At 72.7% G+C, this 16869-nt stretch carries 10 protein-coding genes and 2 pseudogenes; 5 read left to right on the top strand and 7 right to left on the bottom strand.

Going from position 1 to position 16869, the window contains the following annotated elements; all coding sequences use genetic code 11:
• Window positions 1-213 precede the first annotated feature (213 nt).
• The 4 genes from JS756_RS25450 to JS756_RS25465 all read right to left on the bottom strand — a co-directional run bounded on the left by JS756_RS25450 (window position 214) and on the right by JS756_RS25465 (window position 6925).
• The gene (locus JS756_RS25450) at window positions 214-3996 is read right to left on the bottom strand and encodes a multifunctional oxoglutarate decarboxylase/oxoglutarate dehydrogenase thiamine pyrophosphate-binding subunit/dihydrolipoyllysine-residue succinyltransferase subunit (RefSeq protein ID WP_205385526.1); all 3783 of its coding nucleotides are present in this window, start codon (window positions 3994-3996) and stop codon (window positions 214-216) included.
• Window positions 3997-4287: 291 nt separating this feature from the next.
• Window positions 4288-5397, bottom strand: coding sequence for a sensor histidine kinase (locus JS756_RS25455; protein ID WP_205385527.1), 1110 nt, complete (start codon window positions 5395-5397; stop codon window positions 4288-4290).
• On the bottom strand, window positions 5394-6134 hold the full coding sequence (locus JS756_RS25460; protein ID WP_205385528.1) for a response regulator transcription factor: 741 nt from the start codon (window positions 6132-6134) through the stop codon (window positions 5394-5396). The genes JS756_RS25455 and JS756_RS25460 overlap by 4 nt, the downstream gene beginning before the upstream one ends.
• Before the next feature lie 113 nt (window positions 6135-6247).
• Window positions 6248-6925, bottom strand: coding sequence for a spermine/spermidine synthase domain-containing protein (locus tag JS756_RS25465; RefSeq protein ID WP_205385529.1), 678 nt, complete (start codon window positions 6923-6925; stop codon window positions 6248-6250).
• Between the two features lie 232 nt (window positions 6926-7157).
• On the opposite strand from JS756_RS25465, the gene JS756_RS25470 reads away from it, so the two are divergent.
• The 3 genes and pseudogenes from JS756_RS25470 to JS756_RS25480 all read left to right on the top strand — a co-directional run.
• A complete protein-coding gene (locus JS756_RS25470; RefSeq protein WP_307791050.1) occupies window positions 7158-8150 on the top strand; it encodes a rhomboid-like protein in 993 nt (330 codons plus the stop codon).
• Between the two features lie 192 nt (window positions 8151-8342).
• Window positions 8343-10757: an endopeptidase La gene (gene lon / locus JS756_RS25475; RefSeq protein WP_205385530.1), complete on the top strand. Its 2415-nt coding sequence runs from the start codon at window positions 8343-8345 to the stop codon at window positions 10755-10757.
• A 58-nt stretch (window positions 10758-10815) separates the two neighbouring features.
• Window positions 10816-11130 (top strand): annotated as a pseudogene (locus tag JS756_RS25480) (protein kinase domain-containing protein); the annotation flags it as partial.
• Window positions 11131-11380: 250 nt separating this feature from the next.
• On the opposite strand, the gene JS756_RS25485 reads toward JS756_RS25480, so the two are convergent.
• Complete coding sequence (locus JS756_RS25485; protein ID WP_307791052.1) at window positions 11381-13765, bottom strand: SpoIIE family protein phosphatase; 2385 nt, start codon at window positions 13763-13765, stop codon at window positions 11381-11383.
• A gap of 102 nt (window positions 13766-13867) precedes the next feature.
• On the opposite strand from JS756_RS25485, the gene JS756_RS25490 reads away from it, so the two are divergent.
• Window positions 13868-14161, top strand: a complete 294-nt coding sequence (locus JS756_RS25490) for a response regulator transcription factor (protein WP_205385532.1) — start codon at window positions 13868-13870, stop codon at window positions 14159-14161.
• A 29-nt stretch (window positions 14162-14190) separates the two neighbouring features.
• Here the strand turns inward: JS756_RS25490 and JS756_RS25495 are convergent.
• Window positions 14191-14781 (bottom strand): annotated as a pseudogene (locus tag JS756_RS25495) (GH25 family lysozyme); the annotation flags it as partial.
• A gap of 189 nt (window positions 14782-14970) precedes the next feature.
• Between JS756_RS25495 and JS756_RS25500 the strand changes: the two are divergent.
• Window positions 14971-15465 (top strand): MarR family winged helix-turn-helix transcriptional regulator, encoded by a 495-nt coding sequence (locus JS756_RS25500; protein ID WP_205385534.1) that lies wholly within the window; start codon window positions 14971-14973, stop codon window positions 15463-15465.
• A gap of 284 nt (window positions 15466-15749) precedes the next feature.
• On the opposite strand, the gene JS756_RS25505 is transcribed toward JS756_RS25500, so the two are convergent.
• Window positions 15750-16541: a protein phosphatase 2C domain-containing protein gene (locus tag JS756_RS25505; RefSeq protein ID WP_205385535.1), complete on the bottom strand. Its 792-nt coding sequence runs from the start codon at window positions 16539-16541 to the stop codon at window positions 15750-15752.
• Window positions 16542-16869 lie beyond the last annotated feature (328 nt).

A 16869-nucleotide genomic window follows, 5' to 3' on the forward strand; every position in this document is an offset into this window, starting at 1 on the left:
CCGCCCGGGGATGCACCGGCCCGGGGTGCGCACCGGCCGGGCGGGCGCACCGGCCCACGGTCGTCCGGGACCGGTGCCGGTGCCGGGTCCGCACGGCGGAAGGGCCCGGACGGCCGAAAGGCCCGGCCCCATCGGGGACCGGACCCTTCCGCACGGCCCGCAGGTGCCCGACCGGGCGCCTGCGTCAGTGCCTGTTCGACATCGTCCGGAGGCCTACGCCTCGAACACCTCCCGCACCAGCTGCTCCTGCTCGGCCTGGTGCCGCTTCGCCGAGCCCACGGCCGGGGACGAGCCGTGCGGGCGCGAGATGCGGCGCAGACGCTCGCCGGCCGGGATGTCCGCGCCGACCGCCAGGTCCAGGTGGTCGATCAGGTTCAGGGCGATGAACGGCCAGGCGCCCTGGTTGGCCGGCTCCTCCTGGACCCACAGGTACTTCTCGGCGTTCGGGTACTTGCTGATCTCCGCCTGGAGCTCGGCACCCGGCAGCGGGTACAGGCGCTCGATGCGGATGATCGCGGTGTCCGTCGCGCCGCGCTTGTCGCGCTCGGCGGCCAGGTCGTAGTAGACCTTGCCCGCGCAGAAGACGACCTTGCGGACGGCGGCCGGGTCGACCGAGGCGTCGCCGATGACCGGGCGGAACTCGCCCGTCGTGAACTCCTCCGCCTTCGAGGCCGCGGCCTTCAGGCGCAGCATCGACTTCGGCGTGAAGACGACCAGCGGCTTGTGGTGCGGGTTGTGCACCTGCCACCGCAGGAGGTGGAAGTAGTTCGACGGCAGCGTCGGCATGGCGACCGTCATGTTGTTCTGCGCGCACAGCTGCAGGAAGCGCTCCGGGCGGGCCGAGGAGTGGTCCGGGCCCTGGCCCTCGTAGCCGTGCGGCAGCAGCAGGGTGACGCCGGAGGTCTGGCCCCACTTCTGCTCCGCCGAGGAGATGAACTCGTCGACGACCGTCTGGGCGCCGTTGACGAAGTCGCCGAACTGAGCCTCCCACATCACGAGCGCGTCGGGCCGGGCCAGCGAGTAGCCGTACTCGAAGCCCATCGCCGCGTACTCGGAGAGCAGGGAGTTGTAGACGTTGAGCCGCGCCTGGTCCTCGGAGAGGTACTGCAGCGGCGTGTACTCCTCGCCGGTGCTGCGGTCGATGATGACCGCGTGGCGCTGGCCGAAGGTGCCGCGCTGGGAGTCCTGGCCGGCCAGGCGGACCGGGACGCCCTCCAGCAGCAGCGAGCCGACGGCGAGGGTCTCGCCCATGCCCCAGTCGATCGTGCCGTCCTCGACCATCGACGCCCGGCGCTGGAGCTGCGGCAGCAGGCGCGGGTGGACGGTGATGCTGTCGGGGACGGTGACCTGCGACTCGGCGATGCGCTTGACGACCTCCGTGGAGATCGCGGTCGGCACCGCGACGGGGAAGCCGTCCTGCGGCGCGTGGTCGCCGCCGGGGGCCGGCTGCGAGGTGGCCTCGCGGACCTCCGTGAAGACCTTCTCCAGCTGCCCCTGGTAGTCCTGGAGCGCCTGCTCGGCCTCTTCCAGGGTGATGTCGCCGCGACCGATCAGGGACTCGGTGTACAGCTTGCGCACCGAGCGCTTCTTGTCGATCAGGTCGTACATCAGCGGCTGGGTGAAGGCCGGGTTGTCCGACTCGTTGTGACCGCGGCGGCGGTAGCAGATGAGGTCGATCACCACGTCCTTGTTGAAGGCCTGGCGGAACTCGAAGGCCAGACGCGCGACGCGGACCACGGCCTCCGGGTCGTCGCCGTTCACGTGGAAGATCGGCGCCTCGATCATGCGCGCCACGTCCGTCGCGTACATGGACGAACGCGAGGACTCCGGGGCGGCGGTGAAGCCGACCTGGTTGTTGATGACGATGTGGACCGTGCCGCCGGTGCGGTAGCCCCGCAGCTGCGACATGTTCAGGGTCTCGGCCACCACGCCCTGGCCCGCGAAGGCCGCGTCGCCGTGGATCGCCATCGGCAGGACCGTGAAGTCCGTGCCGCCCTTGTTGATGATGTCCTGCTTGGCCCTCGCCACGCCCTCCAGGACGGGGTCGACCGCCTCCAGGTGCGAGGGGTTGGCCACCAGCGAGACCTTGATCTGCTCGCCGTCCAGGCCGGTGAAGGTGCCCTCGGCGCCCAGGTGGTACTTCACGTCGCCGGAGCCGTGCATCGACTTCGGGTCGAGGTTGCCCTCGAACTCGCGGAAGATCTGCGCGTACGACTTGCCGACGATGTTCGCCAGGACGTTCAGGCGGCCCCGGTGGGCCATGCCGATGACGACCTCGTCCAGGCGGGACTCGGCGGCGGAGTCGATGACCGCGTCGAGCAGCGGGATGACGGACTCGCCGCCCTCCAGCGAGAAGCGCTTCTGGCCGACGTACTTCGTCTGCAGGAAGGTCTCGAAGGCCTCCGCGGCGTTCAGGCGGCGCAGGATCCGCAGCTGCTCCTCGCGCTCCATCTTGGAGTGCTGGCGCTCCACGCGGTCCTGGATCCACTTGCGCTGCTTGGGGTCCTGGATGTGCATGAACTCGATGCCGGTGGTGCGGCAGTACGAGTCGCGCAGCACGCCGAGGATGTCGCGCAGCTTCATCATCGACTTGCCGGCGAAGCCGCCGACGGCGAACTCGCGCTCCAGGTCCCACAGGGTGAGGCCGTGCTCGACGATGTCCAGGTCGGGGTGCTTGCGCTGCTTGTACTCCAGCGGGTCGGTGTCGGCCATGACGTGGCCGCGGACCCGGTAGGAGTGGATCAGCTCGAAGACGCGGGCGGCCTTGGTGACGTCGTCGTCGTGCGAGGCGTCGATGTCCCTCAGCCAGCGGACCGGCTCGTAGGGGATGCGCAGCGCCTCGAAGACGTCGTCGTAGAAGCCGTTCTGGCCGAGCAGCAGGTTGGCGACCTGGCGCAGGAACTCGCCGGACGCGGCGCCCTGGATGACCCGGTGGTCGTAGGTCGACGTGAGCGTCATGACCTTGGAGACGCCGAGCTGGTTCAGGGTGTCCTGGGACGTGCCCTGGAACTCCGCGGGGTAGTCCATGGAGCCGACGCCCAGGATCACGGACTGGCCGGGCATCAGACGCGGGACCGAGTGCACGGTGCCGAGACCGCCGGGGTTGGTCAGGGAGACCGTCACGCCGGTGAAGTCGTTCATCGTCAGCTTGTTGTCGCGGGCGCGACGGACGATGTCCTCGTAGGCCTGCCAGAACTCGAAGAAGCTCAGCGTCTCGGCCTTCTTGATGGCGGCCACGACGAGCTGCCGGTCGCCGTTGGGCTTCACCAGGTCGATGGCGAGGCCCAGGTTGACGTGCTCCGGCTTGACCAGGGTCGGCTTGCCGTCCTTGAGCTGGTACGACCAGTTCATCGACGGCATCGCCTTGATGGCCTGCACCATCGCGTACCCGATGATGTGCGTGAAGGAGATCTTCCCGCCGCGGGCGCGCTTGAGGTGGTTGTTGATGACGATGCGGTTGTCGAACAGCAGCTTCACCGGGACGGCGCGGACCGAGGTGGCGGTCGGCATCTCCAGCGAGGCGTCCATGTTCTTCGCGACCGCGGCGGACGGGCCGCGCAAGGTCACCAGCTCCGGGCCCGCGGGGGCCTCGGCGGCGGGCTGCGGCGCCGGCTTCGGCGCGGGCGCCTGAGCGGGCTGCGCAGGCCGGGCCGGGGCGGCCTGCGCCGCGGGAGCCGGCGCCGCCGCGGCCGGCCGCGGCGCCGGGGCCGCGGGGGCGGCCGGAGCGGCGGGCTGCGGGGCCTGCGGCGCCGTGGTGGTCCCTGCGGCCCCCGCGGCCGCAGTACCCGTTGCAGCCGGGGTGGCAGCCGCCCCCGGCTTGTAATCGGCGAAGAAGTCCCACCAGGCACGGTCTACCGAGTTCGGGTCCTGGAGGTACTGCTGATAGATCTCGTCGACGAGCCACTCGTTCGCACCGAACGCGGCAGCGGGGTTCTTGCCCGCGCGGTCGGCGTCGGTCGTAGGGGCGCTCGAGTTACTGGGGGACTGTGGCGACACGGCGGCAACCGCCCTCTTCCGCTTCACAAGGTGATGGACAGCGGGAATAAAGGCTACGCCTACGGGAGGGGGAAGGTCAGGTCGGGCCGGTTGATCGTCGCGTAAGTCACATCGGAGGGCGTGTTTCGGGGCTGGAAATGGCGGGAAACAAGCGTGGTTCCGCTCTCGCAGGGAGGAGTCGGGATACGGCGATGCGGACCCTGCGGGCAGCGCCCGCGGGCCTGTGCCTGATCACACGTGCCGACCGGCCCGGACGGCAATGGATCTTGGGGCTCCGCTTCGGACTTTACGTCAACGTGACGCGGATGTCTCTCCCGGAAGTGTGACAAGTATCCGGCAACCCCGATCCGATTCGGCCACACGGATCCGGCCGCCGTGCAGGTCGACCGCCCAGCGGGCGATCGCCAGACCCAGTCCCGTGCCGCCGTCGCTGCCCGGACCGTGCGGGCGGGCGACGTCACCGCGGTTGAAGCGCTCGAACACCCGGTGCCACTGCGACCTCGGGATGCCGGGCCCCTCGTCCAGGACCTCCAGCTCCAGCGAGTCGGGGCAGGGCCCGGACCTCGCCCGGACCGTGACCCGGCCGTGCGGCGGGCTGTGCTTGACGGCGTTGTCGACGAGATTCGCCACGACCTGGTGGATCCGCTCGGGGTCCGCGTACGCGGACAGCTCCGGAGGAGTGACGTCCAGGTGCAGATGGACGTCGGTGCGGGTGTGGCGGCCGGACCCCGACGCCATCCCCACGCGGGCCGAGGCGACCATCTGGGTCTCCTTGAGCACGCCCGACAGATACGGCCACACCTCGAAGCGCCGCTTCTTGAGCGGCACGACGCCGCTGTCGAGCCGCGACAGGTCCAGCAGGGTCTCCACCAGCCGGCCGAGCCGCTCCGTCTGCTTCAGCGCGGTGAGCATGGTCTCCGGGTCGGCCTCGGCGATTCCGTCGACGACGTTCTCCAGCACCGCGCGCAGCCCCGCGATGGGCGTGCGCAGCTCGTGCGAGACGTTGGCCACCAGCTCCTTGCGCTGACGGTCCTGCGCCTCCAGCTCGTCGGCCATGGCGTTGATCGTCTGTGCGAGGTCGCCCAGCTCGTCCCGGCGGTTCTCCCGCACCCGGCGCGTGTGGTCGCCGTGCGCGATCGACCGGGCCACGGCGTTCATCTCGTCCAGCGGGGAGGTGAGCGAGTGCGCCACGAACTGTGTGATCAGCAGCGTCGCGATCATGGAGAAGACCATGATGAACCGCAGCTCGGTCTTGGTGTGCACGGCGATCATCGACAGTCCGGTGGTGATCAGCACCGAGACGACGACCAGGACGGCCAGCTTGGTCTTGATCGAGAACGGACGCACGCCGCCCCAGGGGTCCCCGGGGCTCCTCCGCCCGGCCGGCCGCCCGACGCTCATGGTGCCGGGGTCTCCAGGGCGTAGCCGACGCCGTGCACGGTGCGGATCCGCTCGGCGCCGATCTTCCGCCGCAGCGCCTTGATGTGGCTGTCGACCGTGCGGGTGCCGGAGGCGTCCGCCCAGTCCCACACCTCCGCGAGCAGCTGCTCGCGGGAGAGCACCGCGCGGGGGGTGTTCGCCAGGCACACCAGCAGGTCGAACTCGGTCGGGGTGAGGTGGACGTCCTCGGCCCGCACGCGCACCCGGCGCTGCGCGTGGTCGATCTCCAGCTCGCCCAGGCGCAGGATGCCCGAGCGCGGGGTGCTCGCGGCCAGCGTCGCCCGCTCCACGCGGCGCAGCAGGACGTGCACCCGCGCGGCCAGTTCCCGCATGGAGAACGGCTTGGTCATGTAGTCGTCCGCGCCGACCCCGAGTCCGACGAGCATGTCGGTCTCGTCGTCGCGCGCCGTGAGCATCAGCACCGGCACGGGCCGCTGGGCCTGGACCCGACGGCAGACCTCCAGGCCGTCGAAGCCCGGCAGCATGACGTCCAGGATCAGCAGATCCGGCTGCCAGGCCTCGGCGGTGTCGACGGCGGCCGGGCCGTCGCCCGCGGTCTGCACGACGAATCCCTCGGCGCGCAGGCGGGCCGCGATGGCGTCGACGATCGTCTGGTCGTCCTCGACGACGAGAACCCGGCGCTGTGCGCCCGGGGTCGCCGCCGCCGTGCCGTTGTGGGAGGTGTGTGTCTGCTCCATCGCCCGCCCCTGAAGTGTGCTTTCCGGAACCCGTGGGGTGATCCCTTGACTGCGATTGACGCTTGAATGATCGGCGTCAGGGAAGCAGCGTACGGGGAGTCACCGGGGCTTTGCTATCCAGGTCGGATGCCGAGGTGCACGACGTCCGGAACGCCTCGGGCAACGGGGATCTCTTCCGTACGCACCTGTTGGAACCCGACATTCCCCAAGGTTCCCTCGAATTCCGGGGACGGTTTCGCCGACCACACCGCGAGCACCCCGCCCGGTCTCAACACCCTTGCACAGCTTGCCAGTCCGGCCGGCGAGTACAGTCCCCCGTTGCTCTCGGTCACCGTCCAGTCGGGGCCGTTGTCGATGTCCAGGCACAGGGCGTCGTACGTGTCCGAGGTCTCATGCACATAGGTCACGAGGTCGGCTTCGACGATCTCGGTGCGCGGGTCGGCGAGGGCGGTTCGGGTCGACTCCGACAGGGGGCCGGTGCGGTGCCAGTCGATGACCGCCGGCTCCCGTTCGACGACCGTGATGCGGCCCCAGCGGGAATTCGCGGCTGCATGCGCGAGTGAGAATCCGACCCCCAGCCCGCCGATCAGGACCCGCGGATCCGGGCGTCCGCCGAGGGCGGCCAGGGCCGCGTCGACGAGCCGCCGCTCCGAGCGGCCGTCCGAGGTGTCCATCAGGAAGCAGCCGTTGGCGATGATCTGGAGGAGTCCGCCGTGGCGGCGCAGCACCACCTCGCCGTAGGGACCCTCGCGGCGGTCCAGGACTTCGGGGGTGCCGTACGTGATGGACATGTCGCCATCCTGGCATCCGGCTGACGGTTCGTTGACGGAATTACCCCGGGGGAGTGGCCGGACGGTACCTCCGGGGAGTGGCCGGACGGGAGCGGAGTTGCCGCCGGGTGAACGCGAGCCTGCCGCAGACGCCTTGGGCGAGTGCCGGGAATCCGCGCGCACGTGGCGGCGGTCACAGACAACGGGCCGGGTGGGGCCGAAGGGTGGGGACGAACGGAAGGAGCGCCTCACCGTGGAACGCACCGCGCCGGCCGACGTGCCCGCTCCCGGCAGGGATCCGGCTCCCGTCCCGGCCACGGACCCCGAGGCCCGCCCGCGCCCGGCCTCCGCCGCCGCCCCGGAACCGGGTGCGTCCGGCAGCACGCCCCTTCCCGGCCCCACCGGGCTGCTCGACGCGCTCCCCGCCCAGCGCAGACCTGTGCCGGCCCCCTCCGCTGCGCCCCTCGCCCCGGGCCCCTCCGCCGCCCCGGCGGCCGTCCCGGACCCCGGTCCGGACCACCGCCGGGCCGGCCCGGGGAGGGCGCCGGACCGGGTGCTGCCGGCGGTGCGGCGTCCGCGCCCGCGGCGCCTGCTTCCGGGTCCCGCGGCGGTCCCGTTCACCCTCGGCTACGCCGCCGTCCTGGCCGTGACCTCGCTCGTCGCCCGGTACGGCGACCCCGCGCTGATGCACGCCCTGCACCAGGCCTCCAGCACCGACGTGGCCCACCTGCTGCACGCGCCGGTGACGGTGCTGGCGGCCAGTGCGCTGTGGGTGGCCGACGGGATCCTGTCGCCGTACGCCGTGTTCTTCCTGCTCGTGCTCGCCACCCTGGAGCGCAGGATCGGCGGTCCGCGTACGGCCGGCGTCTTCCTGGCCGGTCACGTGCTGGCCACGCTCGCGACCGAGATCCCGGTCGGCCTCGCGGTGCTGGCGGGCCGGCTGCCGGCGGGTTCCTTGCACCGCCTGGACTACGGCGTCAGCTTCGGCGTCGCGGCGGCCGTCGGCGCCCTGAGCGGCCTGCTGGGGCCCTGGCTGCGCCGCTCGCTGCTCGCCCTGTTCGGCGGAGTGGCCGCGGTGGGTGTGTGGACCCTCGCCGATCCCGTGACCGACTGGGGGCACCTGATCTCCCTGGTGATCGGCATCGGCTGCCGGCCGCTCGTGCGGCGCTGGTCGAGCGCCCCGCTCACCACCGCGGCACCCGCCGGCGCGCCCGCACCGGCCGGTGACCGGAGGGAGCGCCGGTAGCGCGCCGAGGGCGCCGCGTCACTCACTTGCCGCGGTTGCCGTGGTTGTCGCGGAACGCGAACCGGCGCCCGCAACTGCGCCGCGATCCCCCGGGCGCCCTTGATCGCTCAGGGCGAACGCGGCCGGGGGAACAATCAAGGTCCGCCGTGCATTGAGTCGGCATAGCTCAACTTGAATGCCGAAGGGGAGATCATGGCTTCGACGTCCGCATCGCTCATCCTGCCTGTGCTGCCGCTCGACGACGAGGTCGTGCTGCCCGGCATGGTCGTGCCGCTGGACCTGAACGACTCCGAGGTGCGCGCTGCGGTGGAGGCCGCCCAGGCCGCCGCCGCGTCACAGCCCGGCAAGCCCAGGGTCCTGCTGGTGACACGCATCGACGGGACGTACGCGGGCACCGGTGTGCTCGGCACCGTCGAGCAGGTCGGCCGGCTGGCCGACGGCGACCCGGGCGCCCTGATCCGCGGTCGCGGCCGGGTGCGGATCGGCGCCGGGACCACGGGCCCGGGCGCGGCGCTGTGGGTCGAGGGCACCCGCATCGACGAGACCGTGCCCGAGCCGCTGCCGGGGCACGTCACCGAACTCGTCACGGAGTACAAGGCGCTCGCCACCAGCTGGCTGCGCAAGCGCGGTGCCTGGCAGGTCGTCGACCGCGTCCAGGCCATCGACGACGTCTCCGCGCTCGCCGACAACTCCGGCTACTCCCCCTTCCTGACCACCGAGCAGAAGGTGGCGCTCCTGGAGACGGCCGACCCCGTCGCCCGCCTGAAGCTCGCCACCCAGCAACTGCGCGACCACCTCGCCGAGCAGGACGTCGCCGAGACCATCGCCAAGGACGTCCAGGAGGGCGTCGACAAGCAGCAGCGCGAGTTCCTGCTGCGCCGCCAGCTGGAGGCCGTCCGCAAGGAACTGCGTGAGCTCGACGGCGAGCAGGACGGCGCGGAGTCCGACGACTACCGTGCCCGTGTGGAGGCCGCGGACCTGCCCGAGAAGGTCCGCGAGGCCGCGCTCAAGGAGGTCGACAAGCTGGAGCGCTCCTCCGACCAGTCGCCGGAGGGCTCCTGGATCCGCACCTGGCTCGACACCGTCCTCGACATGCCGTGGAACGAGCGCACCGAGGACGCCTACGACATCCAGGGCGCGAAGGCCGTCCTCGACGCCGAGCACGCGGGCCTGGACGACGTCAAGGAGCGCATCACCGAGTACCTGGCCGTCCGCAAGCGGCGCGGCGACCGCGGTCTCGGCGTCGTCGGCGGCCGTCGCGGAGGTGCCGTACTCGCCCTGGTCGGACCGCCCGGTGTCGGAAAGACCAGCCTGGGAGAGAGCGTCGCCCACGCCATGGGACGCAAGTTCGTCCGCGTCGCCCTCGGCGGAGTCCGGGACGAGGCCGAGATCCGCGGCCACCGCCGTACGTACGTCGGCGCGCTGCCCGGCCGGATCGTCCGCGCCGTCAAGGAAGCCGGGTCGATGAACCCGGTCGTGCTCCTCGACGAGATCGACAAGGTGGGCTCGGACTTCCGGGGCGACCCGGCCGCGGCTCTCCTCGAAGTGCTGGACCCGGCGCAGAACCACACCTTCCGCGACCACTACCTGGAGGTCGAACTCGACCTCAGCGACGTCGTCTTCCTCGCCACCGCCAACGTCCTGGAGGCCGTTCCGGAGGCGCTCGCGGACCGCATGGACATCGTCCGCCTGGACGGCTACACCGAGGACGAGAAGGTCGTCATCGCCCGCGACCACCTGCTGCCGCGCCAGCTGGAGCGGGCCGGGCTGAGCGAGGACGAGGTGGCGATCGACGAGGGCGCGCTGCGCAGGCTGGCCGGCGAGTACACGCGTGAGGCGGGCGTGCGCACCCTGGAGCGCTCGATCGCGCGGCTGCTGCGCAAGGTCGCAGCCCAGCACGAACTCGGCGAACGGGAACTGCCGTTCACCGTCACCGAAGCCGATCTGCGCCGATTGATCGGCCGGCCGCACCACGTGCCCGAGGCCGCGCAGGACCCCGCCGAGCGTCGCACCTCGGTGCCGGGCGTGGCTACGGGCCTCGCCGTCACCGGCGCCGGCGGCGACGTGCTGTACGTCGAGGCGTCCCTCGCCGACCCGGAGACGGGCGCGGCCGGCCTGACCCTGACCGGACAACTCGGCGACGTGATGAAGGAGTCGGCGCAGATCGCGCTGAGCTTCCTGCGCAGTCACGGGGCGGAGCTCGAACTGCCGGTGGCCGACCTGAAGGACCGGGGCGTGCACATCCACTTCCCGGCGGGCGCGGTCCCCAAGGACGGACCGAGCGCGGGCGTCACCATGACGACGGCCCTGGCCTCGCTGCTGTCGGGCCGCCTGGTCCGCACGGACGTGGCGATGACCGGCGAGGTCTCGCTGACCGGTCGCGTGCTGCCCATCGGCGGTGTGAAGCAGAAGCTGCTCGCCGCGCACCGCGCCGGGGTCACCACGGTGATCATCCCCAAGCGCAACGAGCCCGACCTGGACGACGTCCCGGCCGAGGTGCTGGACAAGCTGGACGTCCACGCCGTCACCGACGTCCGCCAGGTCCTCGAACTGGCCCTCGCGCCCGCGGCGAGCGACGCACGGCCGGAGGTTCCCGCGGCGGCGTGACGGACGCCGTGGGGTGAGCGAGGGCCCGGGTTCTGTGAGCCCGGCCCCCGCCATGCCGTTGGAGAGGGAGGGCCCGCTGCCCGTGGCGACCGCCGTGCGCATCGGAGCGCAGCCGGCCTCCGCGCTCGACGCGGCCCATGCGCACGACCTGGTGCACCGGGACGTCAAGCCCGGCAACGTCCTGGTCGCCAAGGGCATCGACACTGACCACCCCGAGCACGTCTACCTCACGGACTTCGGGCTGGCGAAGAAGTCCCTTGCACTGACCGGGTTCACCACCGCGGGCGAGTTCGTCGGCACCCTGGACTACGTGGCCCCGGAGCGGGTCACAGGCCGGCCGGTCGACGCGCGAGCCGACCTCTACAGCCTCGCCTCTGGCGGCGTTCGCTCGCCCTGGCCGCGGTGGGCGTGGCCTACGCCGCGGGTGACGCCCGCGTCCGCATCGACCGGCGGCCGAGCCGTCGTCGGCGTCCGCACACCGGCAGCGCCGGTGGTGGCGCCGGTGGAACGGCACCCGCTTGCCCCGGCCGCCCCGGCACTCGCCGGGCGGGACGACGTCCGCGGCGCTGTGCCGCTATGAACCCGCTGCCCCGCCGTCCTCCCCCGGCGGGGCAGCGCCAAGGTCAGGGCCCGGTGAGCGACTGCTCCGCCCACACCGTCTTGCCGACCCGGTCGTGCCGGGTGCCCCAGCGTTCCGCGAGCTGGGCGACGAGCAGCAGGCCCCGGCCGCCCTCGTCGAAGACGCGGGCGCGCCGCATGTGCGGGGTGGTGCCGCTGGCGTCGTGGACCTCGCTGACCAGGGTGCTGTCCTGGTGGATCAGCCGGAGCCGGACGGGCGGGCGGCCGTAGCGGATGGCGTTGGTGACCAGCTCGCTCACCAGCAGCTCTGTGACGAAGGCGGCGTCGTCCAGGCCCCACGCGGCCAACTGGTCGGAGACGTCACGGCGGGCGCGGGCGACGACCGCCGGGTCGCTGTCGAGGTCCCAGGAGGCGACGCGGTCCTCGTGCAGGGCGCGGGTGCGGGCGATGAGCAGGGCGATGTCGTCGTCGGGCCGGTGACTGAGCAGGTCGGCCAGCACCCGGTCGCAGACCGAGTCCAGTGTGGTCGCGGGGCGGGCCAGCGCGGCGAACATCTTGTCCAGTGCCTCGTCGATGTCGTGGTCGCGGGCCTCCAGCAGCCCGTCGGTGTAGAGGGCGAGCAGGCTGCCCTCCGGCAGCTCGGCCTCGACGGCCTCGAAGGGCAGCCCGCCGAGTCCCAGTGGGGGACCGGCGGGCACGTCGAGGAAGCGGACGGCACCGTCCGGGGTGACCACCGCGGGAGGCGGGTGGCCGGCCCGGGCCAGGGTGCACCGGCGGACGACGGGGTCGTACACGGCATACAGGCAGGTGGTGCCGATGCCGCCCGCGGTCTCTGAGTCCGGGCCCGCGCTGCCCTCGTCGGCGGCCAGCCGCAGCACGAGGTCGTCGAGGTGGGTGAGGAGTTCGTCGGCGGGCAGGTCCACGTCGGCGAGGGTCCGTACGGCGGTGCGCAGCCGGCCCATGGTGGCGGAGGCGCGGATGCCGTGGCCGACGACGTCGCCCACGACGAGGGCGACCCGGGCGGCGGACAGCGGGATCACGTCGAACCAGTCGCCGCCCACCCCGGCCCGGGTGGCGGCGGGCAGATAGCGGGTGGCGACCTCCAGCGCCGCCTGCTCGGGCAGCGTGTGCGGCAGCAGGCTGCGCTGGAGGGCCATGGTGGTGGTGCGCGCCCAGGAAGTGCGGCGCGCCTTGTGCAGGGCGGCGGCCGTCCGCGCGGTGAGTTCCTCGGCGAGACGCAGATCCTCAGGGCCGAACGGCTCGGGGCGCGCGTGCCGGCCGAAGAGGGCCACTCCCAGCCTGCTGTCCCCGGCCACCAGCGGGACCACCATCAGCGAGCGCGTCCCGTACGCGCGCAGCCACGCGGCACCCGGATCCGTCTCCGTCCAGGCCGCGACCGCGGGGTCGGTGATGTCGTAGAGGACGGAGCTGCCCGTGGCGAGGCACTCGACGGGCGGCGATCCGGCCTGGTAGGCGGTGGTCGTACCGTCTCCCGCACCGGGCGTGGGTACGGGACCGCCGTCCGGGACGGCCCGGACGGCGGCGCGGTGCAGGACGACCGCGCTTCCCGGCGCCGGGCCGCCGGTGCCGTCGGGGTCCATGGGGGAGTCGAGCAGGTCCACGGCGACGAAGTCGGCGAGCCGGGGGACGGCGACGTCGGCGAGTTCCTGCGCGGTGCGGGTGAAGTCGGCACCCGCACCGTCCTGGGCGACGGGCTCCGCGGACGGGGCCGCGATCCGCGAGGCGGGGTCCTGGGGCCGTGGCCGGGCGGCGGAGTCCTGGGTTCGCCGGGGCGCCGTGAGGCAGACGGCCCGCACGCGGCCCGCAGCGTCCTTCAGGGGCGTCAGGACGGTCGGCCGGCCCAGCTCGGGGCCGAGGCGGACCGCCGCCTCGCGGGGCTCGCCGGTCTGCACCGCGAGCTGCATCTGCCTGCCGATCTCGTCGCTCGCGGCACCGGGTGCGATGTGCGGCAGCGACAGTCCCCGCATCGTCGTCTCGGGCAGGGTGACCGCGCGTTCCATCCGCTGGTTGGCGCGCACCAGACGCAGGTCGCTGTCGAACACCGCCAGGGGGAGCGGGGACTGCGCGAACGCCCACTCGACCAGGGGGACGTCCCCGGTCTGCCGCGGATCGGGGGGCGCGGCGCACACCACGAGCCAGTCGGCGGGTCCGTCCGCCGGTGTGCGGCGGTGCGCGAGCAGGGGCAGCTCCACGCTTCGGCCGTCCCGGTGCCGCAGTGCCACGGTGCCGTGCCAGCGCTGCCGCTCGGCCGGGGCCCTTCCCGGAGACCGCGGGGCGTCGGCGAGCAACTCCGCGGCCGGCCGTCCGACGACCGAGGAGGCCTCGTGGCCGAGCAACCGCCGGGCGCCGTCGCTCCAGCCCGTGAGCACTCCCCCCTGGTCGATGGTGGCCGTGGCCGTGTACGTCACCTCACCAGCATCGGCCCGGGGGGCACGGAGCACCAGCCCAGAGCGGCCCCCGCAGGCGGCGGCCCGCGGCAGGAACTCCGGCCGGGCCGCAACCGGAAAGCCTTGTTCAGGCGTGGAACAGAACATACTTCTTTATCCAGGCATTACGGGAGTCTCAGGTGGGTCACCGTCCCCCATCGTGGCGCCGAGGCCGTACCCGCGGCGCACCACCGGCTGTCCCCGCGCGAGCTGGAGACCCTGCGGCACGTCGCGGCCGGACACACCTACCTGCAGACGGCGCGGGCCATGGGCGTCTCCCCGCACACCGTCGACACCTATCTGCGGCGCATCCGCGCCAAGCTCGACCTCGGCAGCACGGCCGAGCTGACCCGGGTGGCGATCTCCCTGGGCCTGTGAGGCGCCCGGCGAACGGCCTCCCTCGGCTTCCACCAGTCGGTCGCGGTGTAGATCACGGCGTCGCGGCCGGTGCGTGCCTTGCCCTGGTTCAGGACGTCCCGGATCCAGCCGGCCATGCCGCTCTGCGACGTGCCGTAGCAGGCGGCGCCGTACGGGTTCCACTCGATGTCGAGCGTGCCCGGCAGGGTCCTGCCGTCCCGGGGCCAGTCGCCGCCGTGGTCCAGGAAGCAGTCGGCCTGGGTGGCGCCGCCGGTGGTGTCCGGGGTGGCGAAATGGTACGAGCCGCGGATCATGCCGATGCCGTAGGAGCCGTTGTGCTGCTGGGCGACATAGGGGTTCGTGGAGTACGTCCCTTCGGTGGCCTTCACGTAGGCCCACTTCACGCCGCTGGTCCACCGTGCGGACCAGGCGACGCTGCCCTGATGGCCGGAGGCGTCGACACCCTCCGTCTGGGCGACGTAGCCGTAGGCCGGGGTGCCGTCCCGGCCGTCGGGGTCCGGGACGCCCCCGCCCATGGAGGCGGCGCCGCGACCGGGAGGGGCCGGGGCGCCGGCCCGGTCGAGCGGGACGGGGGACGCCCGGGCGTCGGTGGGGAGCGCGCGGGGCGGCGTGCTGCACAGGTGGCCTCGGGGGCTGTCGTAAGCATGTCACCACTTTCCCCTTCAAGAAGCTACGCACGTAGACCCGCCGGGGGAAGGGGGCCTCGGAGCCGCCGTTGGTCCAGCCCTGCGAAATACTGGCGGAGCTGCGGCGACGACGGGGGTCGAAGGAAAACCTTCAGGATCGGGAAACCGGATCAGGGGACTGACGTGCACGAGGAGCAGAGCGGCGACGGACACCGGGGCACCGACCCGGTACCGCCGAGTGGTGTGGACCAGGAATTCCTGGCACTGGAACGCGAGTTGACCGTGTTCCTGCGGCGGGCCCGGGCCAGTCAGGGCGAGATGGCCCGCGAGGTCCATCCCGACCTGGAGTCGGCCGCCTACGGCCTGCTCGTACGGCTCGACGAGTGCGGCCGTCAGCGGGCCACCGAGCTCGCCGCCTACATCGGCGTCGGCAAGGCCACCATGTCGCGCCAGCTGCGTGCCCTGGAGGAACTCGGCCTGGTGGCCCGCGAACCCGACCCGGCGGACGGCCGCGCCTGGCTGGTCCACCTCACGGACGAGGGCCGCAGCCGGGTCGGCCGGGTGCGTGACGCCCGCCGCGCGCGGTACGTCAGCCAGCTGGACCACTGGGACCGGCGGGAGGTGGCCGAACTGGCCCGGCTGCTCGACCAGTTGAACAAGGGCATGGAGCAGCGCTGACCCGGGCGTCCGTCGAGTCGGACGGTTCCGCCCCGGAACCGGGGACGGACCGCGTCGTCCGCCGTACGGTCCCCGCGCCGCCCGCGCCGGACCGCCTCCCCGTCACACGGGGCCGGCGTCGCCCGCGCCGGGCCCCGGTCCCGCCGCGCGGGTGACGGGCACCGTCCGGGCGGTGACAGCCCTTGCCGTACGGTGCCGGCGCGGACTCCGCGGCCGTCCGCCCCCGGTCCTGGGGCTCCGGTGTGTCCGCGGGGGCCGGAGCCGTGGAGCGCCGGACCGGGACCTCACAACTCCGCGTACACGACCGTCGCGTCGTCGTGCGTCTTGCCGCGCCCCGGCGGGGGCCGCTTCCCGGCGCCGCCGGCGCGTTCCAGCGCGCGAACCCTGTCGACCAGGGCCCGGGCCCCTTCCTTGCGGAGCAGCGCGAAGCAGTCCGCCCAGCCGCCCTCGGAGAACGTCTCCACCCACCGGCCCGCCCCGTCGGTCAGCGCGGCCAGGGCGCGGACCCCCGCGCGCGGCACCGAGCCGGCCACCGCCCGCGCGGCCACGGCCGGATCGGCCGCGGCGGTGAAGAACCCGCCCTCCTTGTTGCGCAGGTGCGCGTCGATCGACTCGTCCGTCGCCAGGGCCGAACGCGGCAGGCGGGAGAGCCGGTCGTCCAGCACCGGGGTCACCGCGCCGTCGGGCGACTCCAGCAGGAGGACCGAGTCGGACAGGACCAGGTACTCCACGGCCTGCGGGGACCAGCGGGCGAGAACCACCGTGGCCTGCGGCGTACGCGGGTGAGAAAGGTCACAGGTTTGCGCGTGCGCGGCAGAGGTACGAGCGATGGCCTGCGCAAGGACCTGAGGGAGGGGAACGTCCGGGAGTGAAACGGTCAGTTCGGTCAGAGCCCCACCCAGGTGCGCGGTGTACCAGGGGACCGGATGCAGACACCCCGTGCCACCCCGGGGCGGCGTCACGCCGTCCAGGACCACGAGTGATCCGCCCTGCCCCGAAGCGGGAACCCCGACACCGGCGAAGTCCTCGTTGGGGCGTGTGTCGTCGCCGGGTTCCGAGACGAGTTCGGTGCGCATCCGGCCAGTCTGCACGAGGCCTTCACATGCTTCGCGAACGGTCGGCAAACATCGCGGGTTCACCGTACCGGCGCCGGCCGGACGCCTGGTTTGCGGCGGAATGATGCGTTCCCCGAACGCGTGGCGGCGAATCCTGCCAAAGCAGATCGCCCACGTCCAACCGGCCCGCCGGGCACGGGTGCTGCGCACAACAGGGGAACTTGCCCGCCAACTCCCGTCCGGGGTTCACTCCTTCGGGTGGCGGGTCAGGTGATGCGCGACCGCCGCCCACCGGCACTGGGAGGGTCGGGAGCTGTACCGGGTGCGCACAAGGGCTGACAGTGCGTCA

Origin of the sequence: Streptomyces actuosus (genome assembly GCF_016921115.1) — a bacterium.
Taxonomy (GTDB): domain Bacteria; phylum Actinomycetota; class Actinomycetes; order Streptomycetales; family Streptomycetaceae; genus Streptomyces; species Streptomyces actuosus_A.

Excerpts from the sequence above, each read along its gene's own strand:
- JS756_RS25455 (WP_205385527.1), bottom strand. The coding sequence starts at position 5,397 with ATGAGCGTCGGGCGGCCGGCCGGGCGGAGGAGCCCCGGGGACCCCTGG.
- JS756_RS25460 (WP_205385528.1), bottom strand. The coding sequence starts at position 6,134 with ATGGAGCAGACACACACCTCCCACAACGGCACGGCGGCGGCGACCCCG.
- JS756_RS25465 (WP_205385529.1), bottom strand. The coding sequence starts at position 6,925 with ATGTCCATCACGTACGGCACCCCCGAAGTCCTGGACCGCCGCGAGGGT.
- lon (WP_205385530.1), top strand. The coding sequence starts at position 8,343 with ATGGCTTCGACGTCCGCATCGCTCATCCTGCCTGTGCTGCCGCTCGAC.
- JS756_RS25505 (WP_205385535.1), bottom strand. The coding sequence starts at position 16,541 with ATGCGCACCGAACTCGTCTCGGAACCCGGCGACGACACACGCCCCAAC.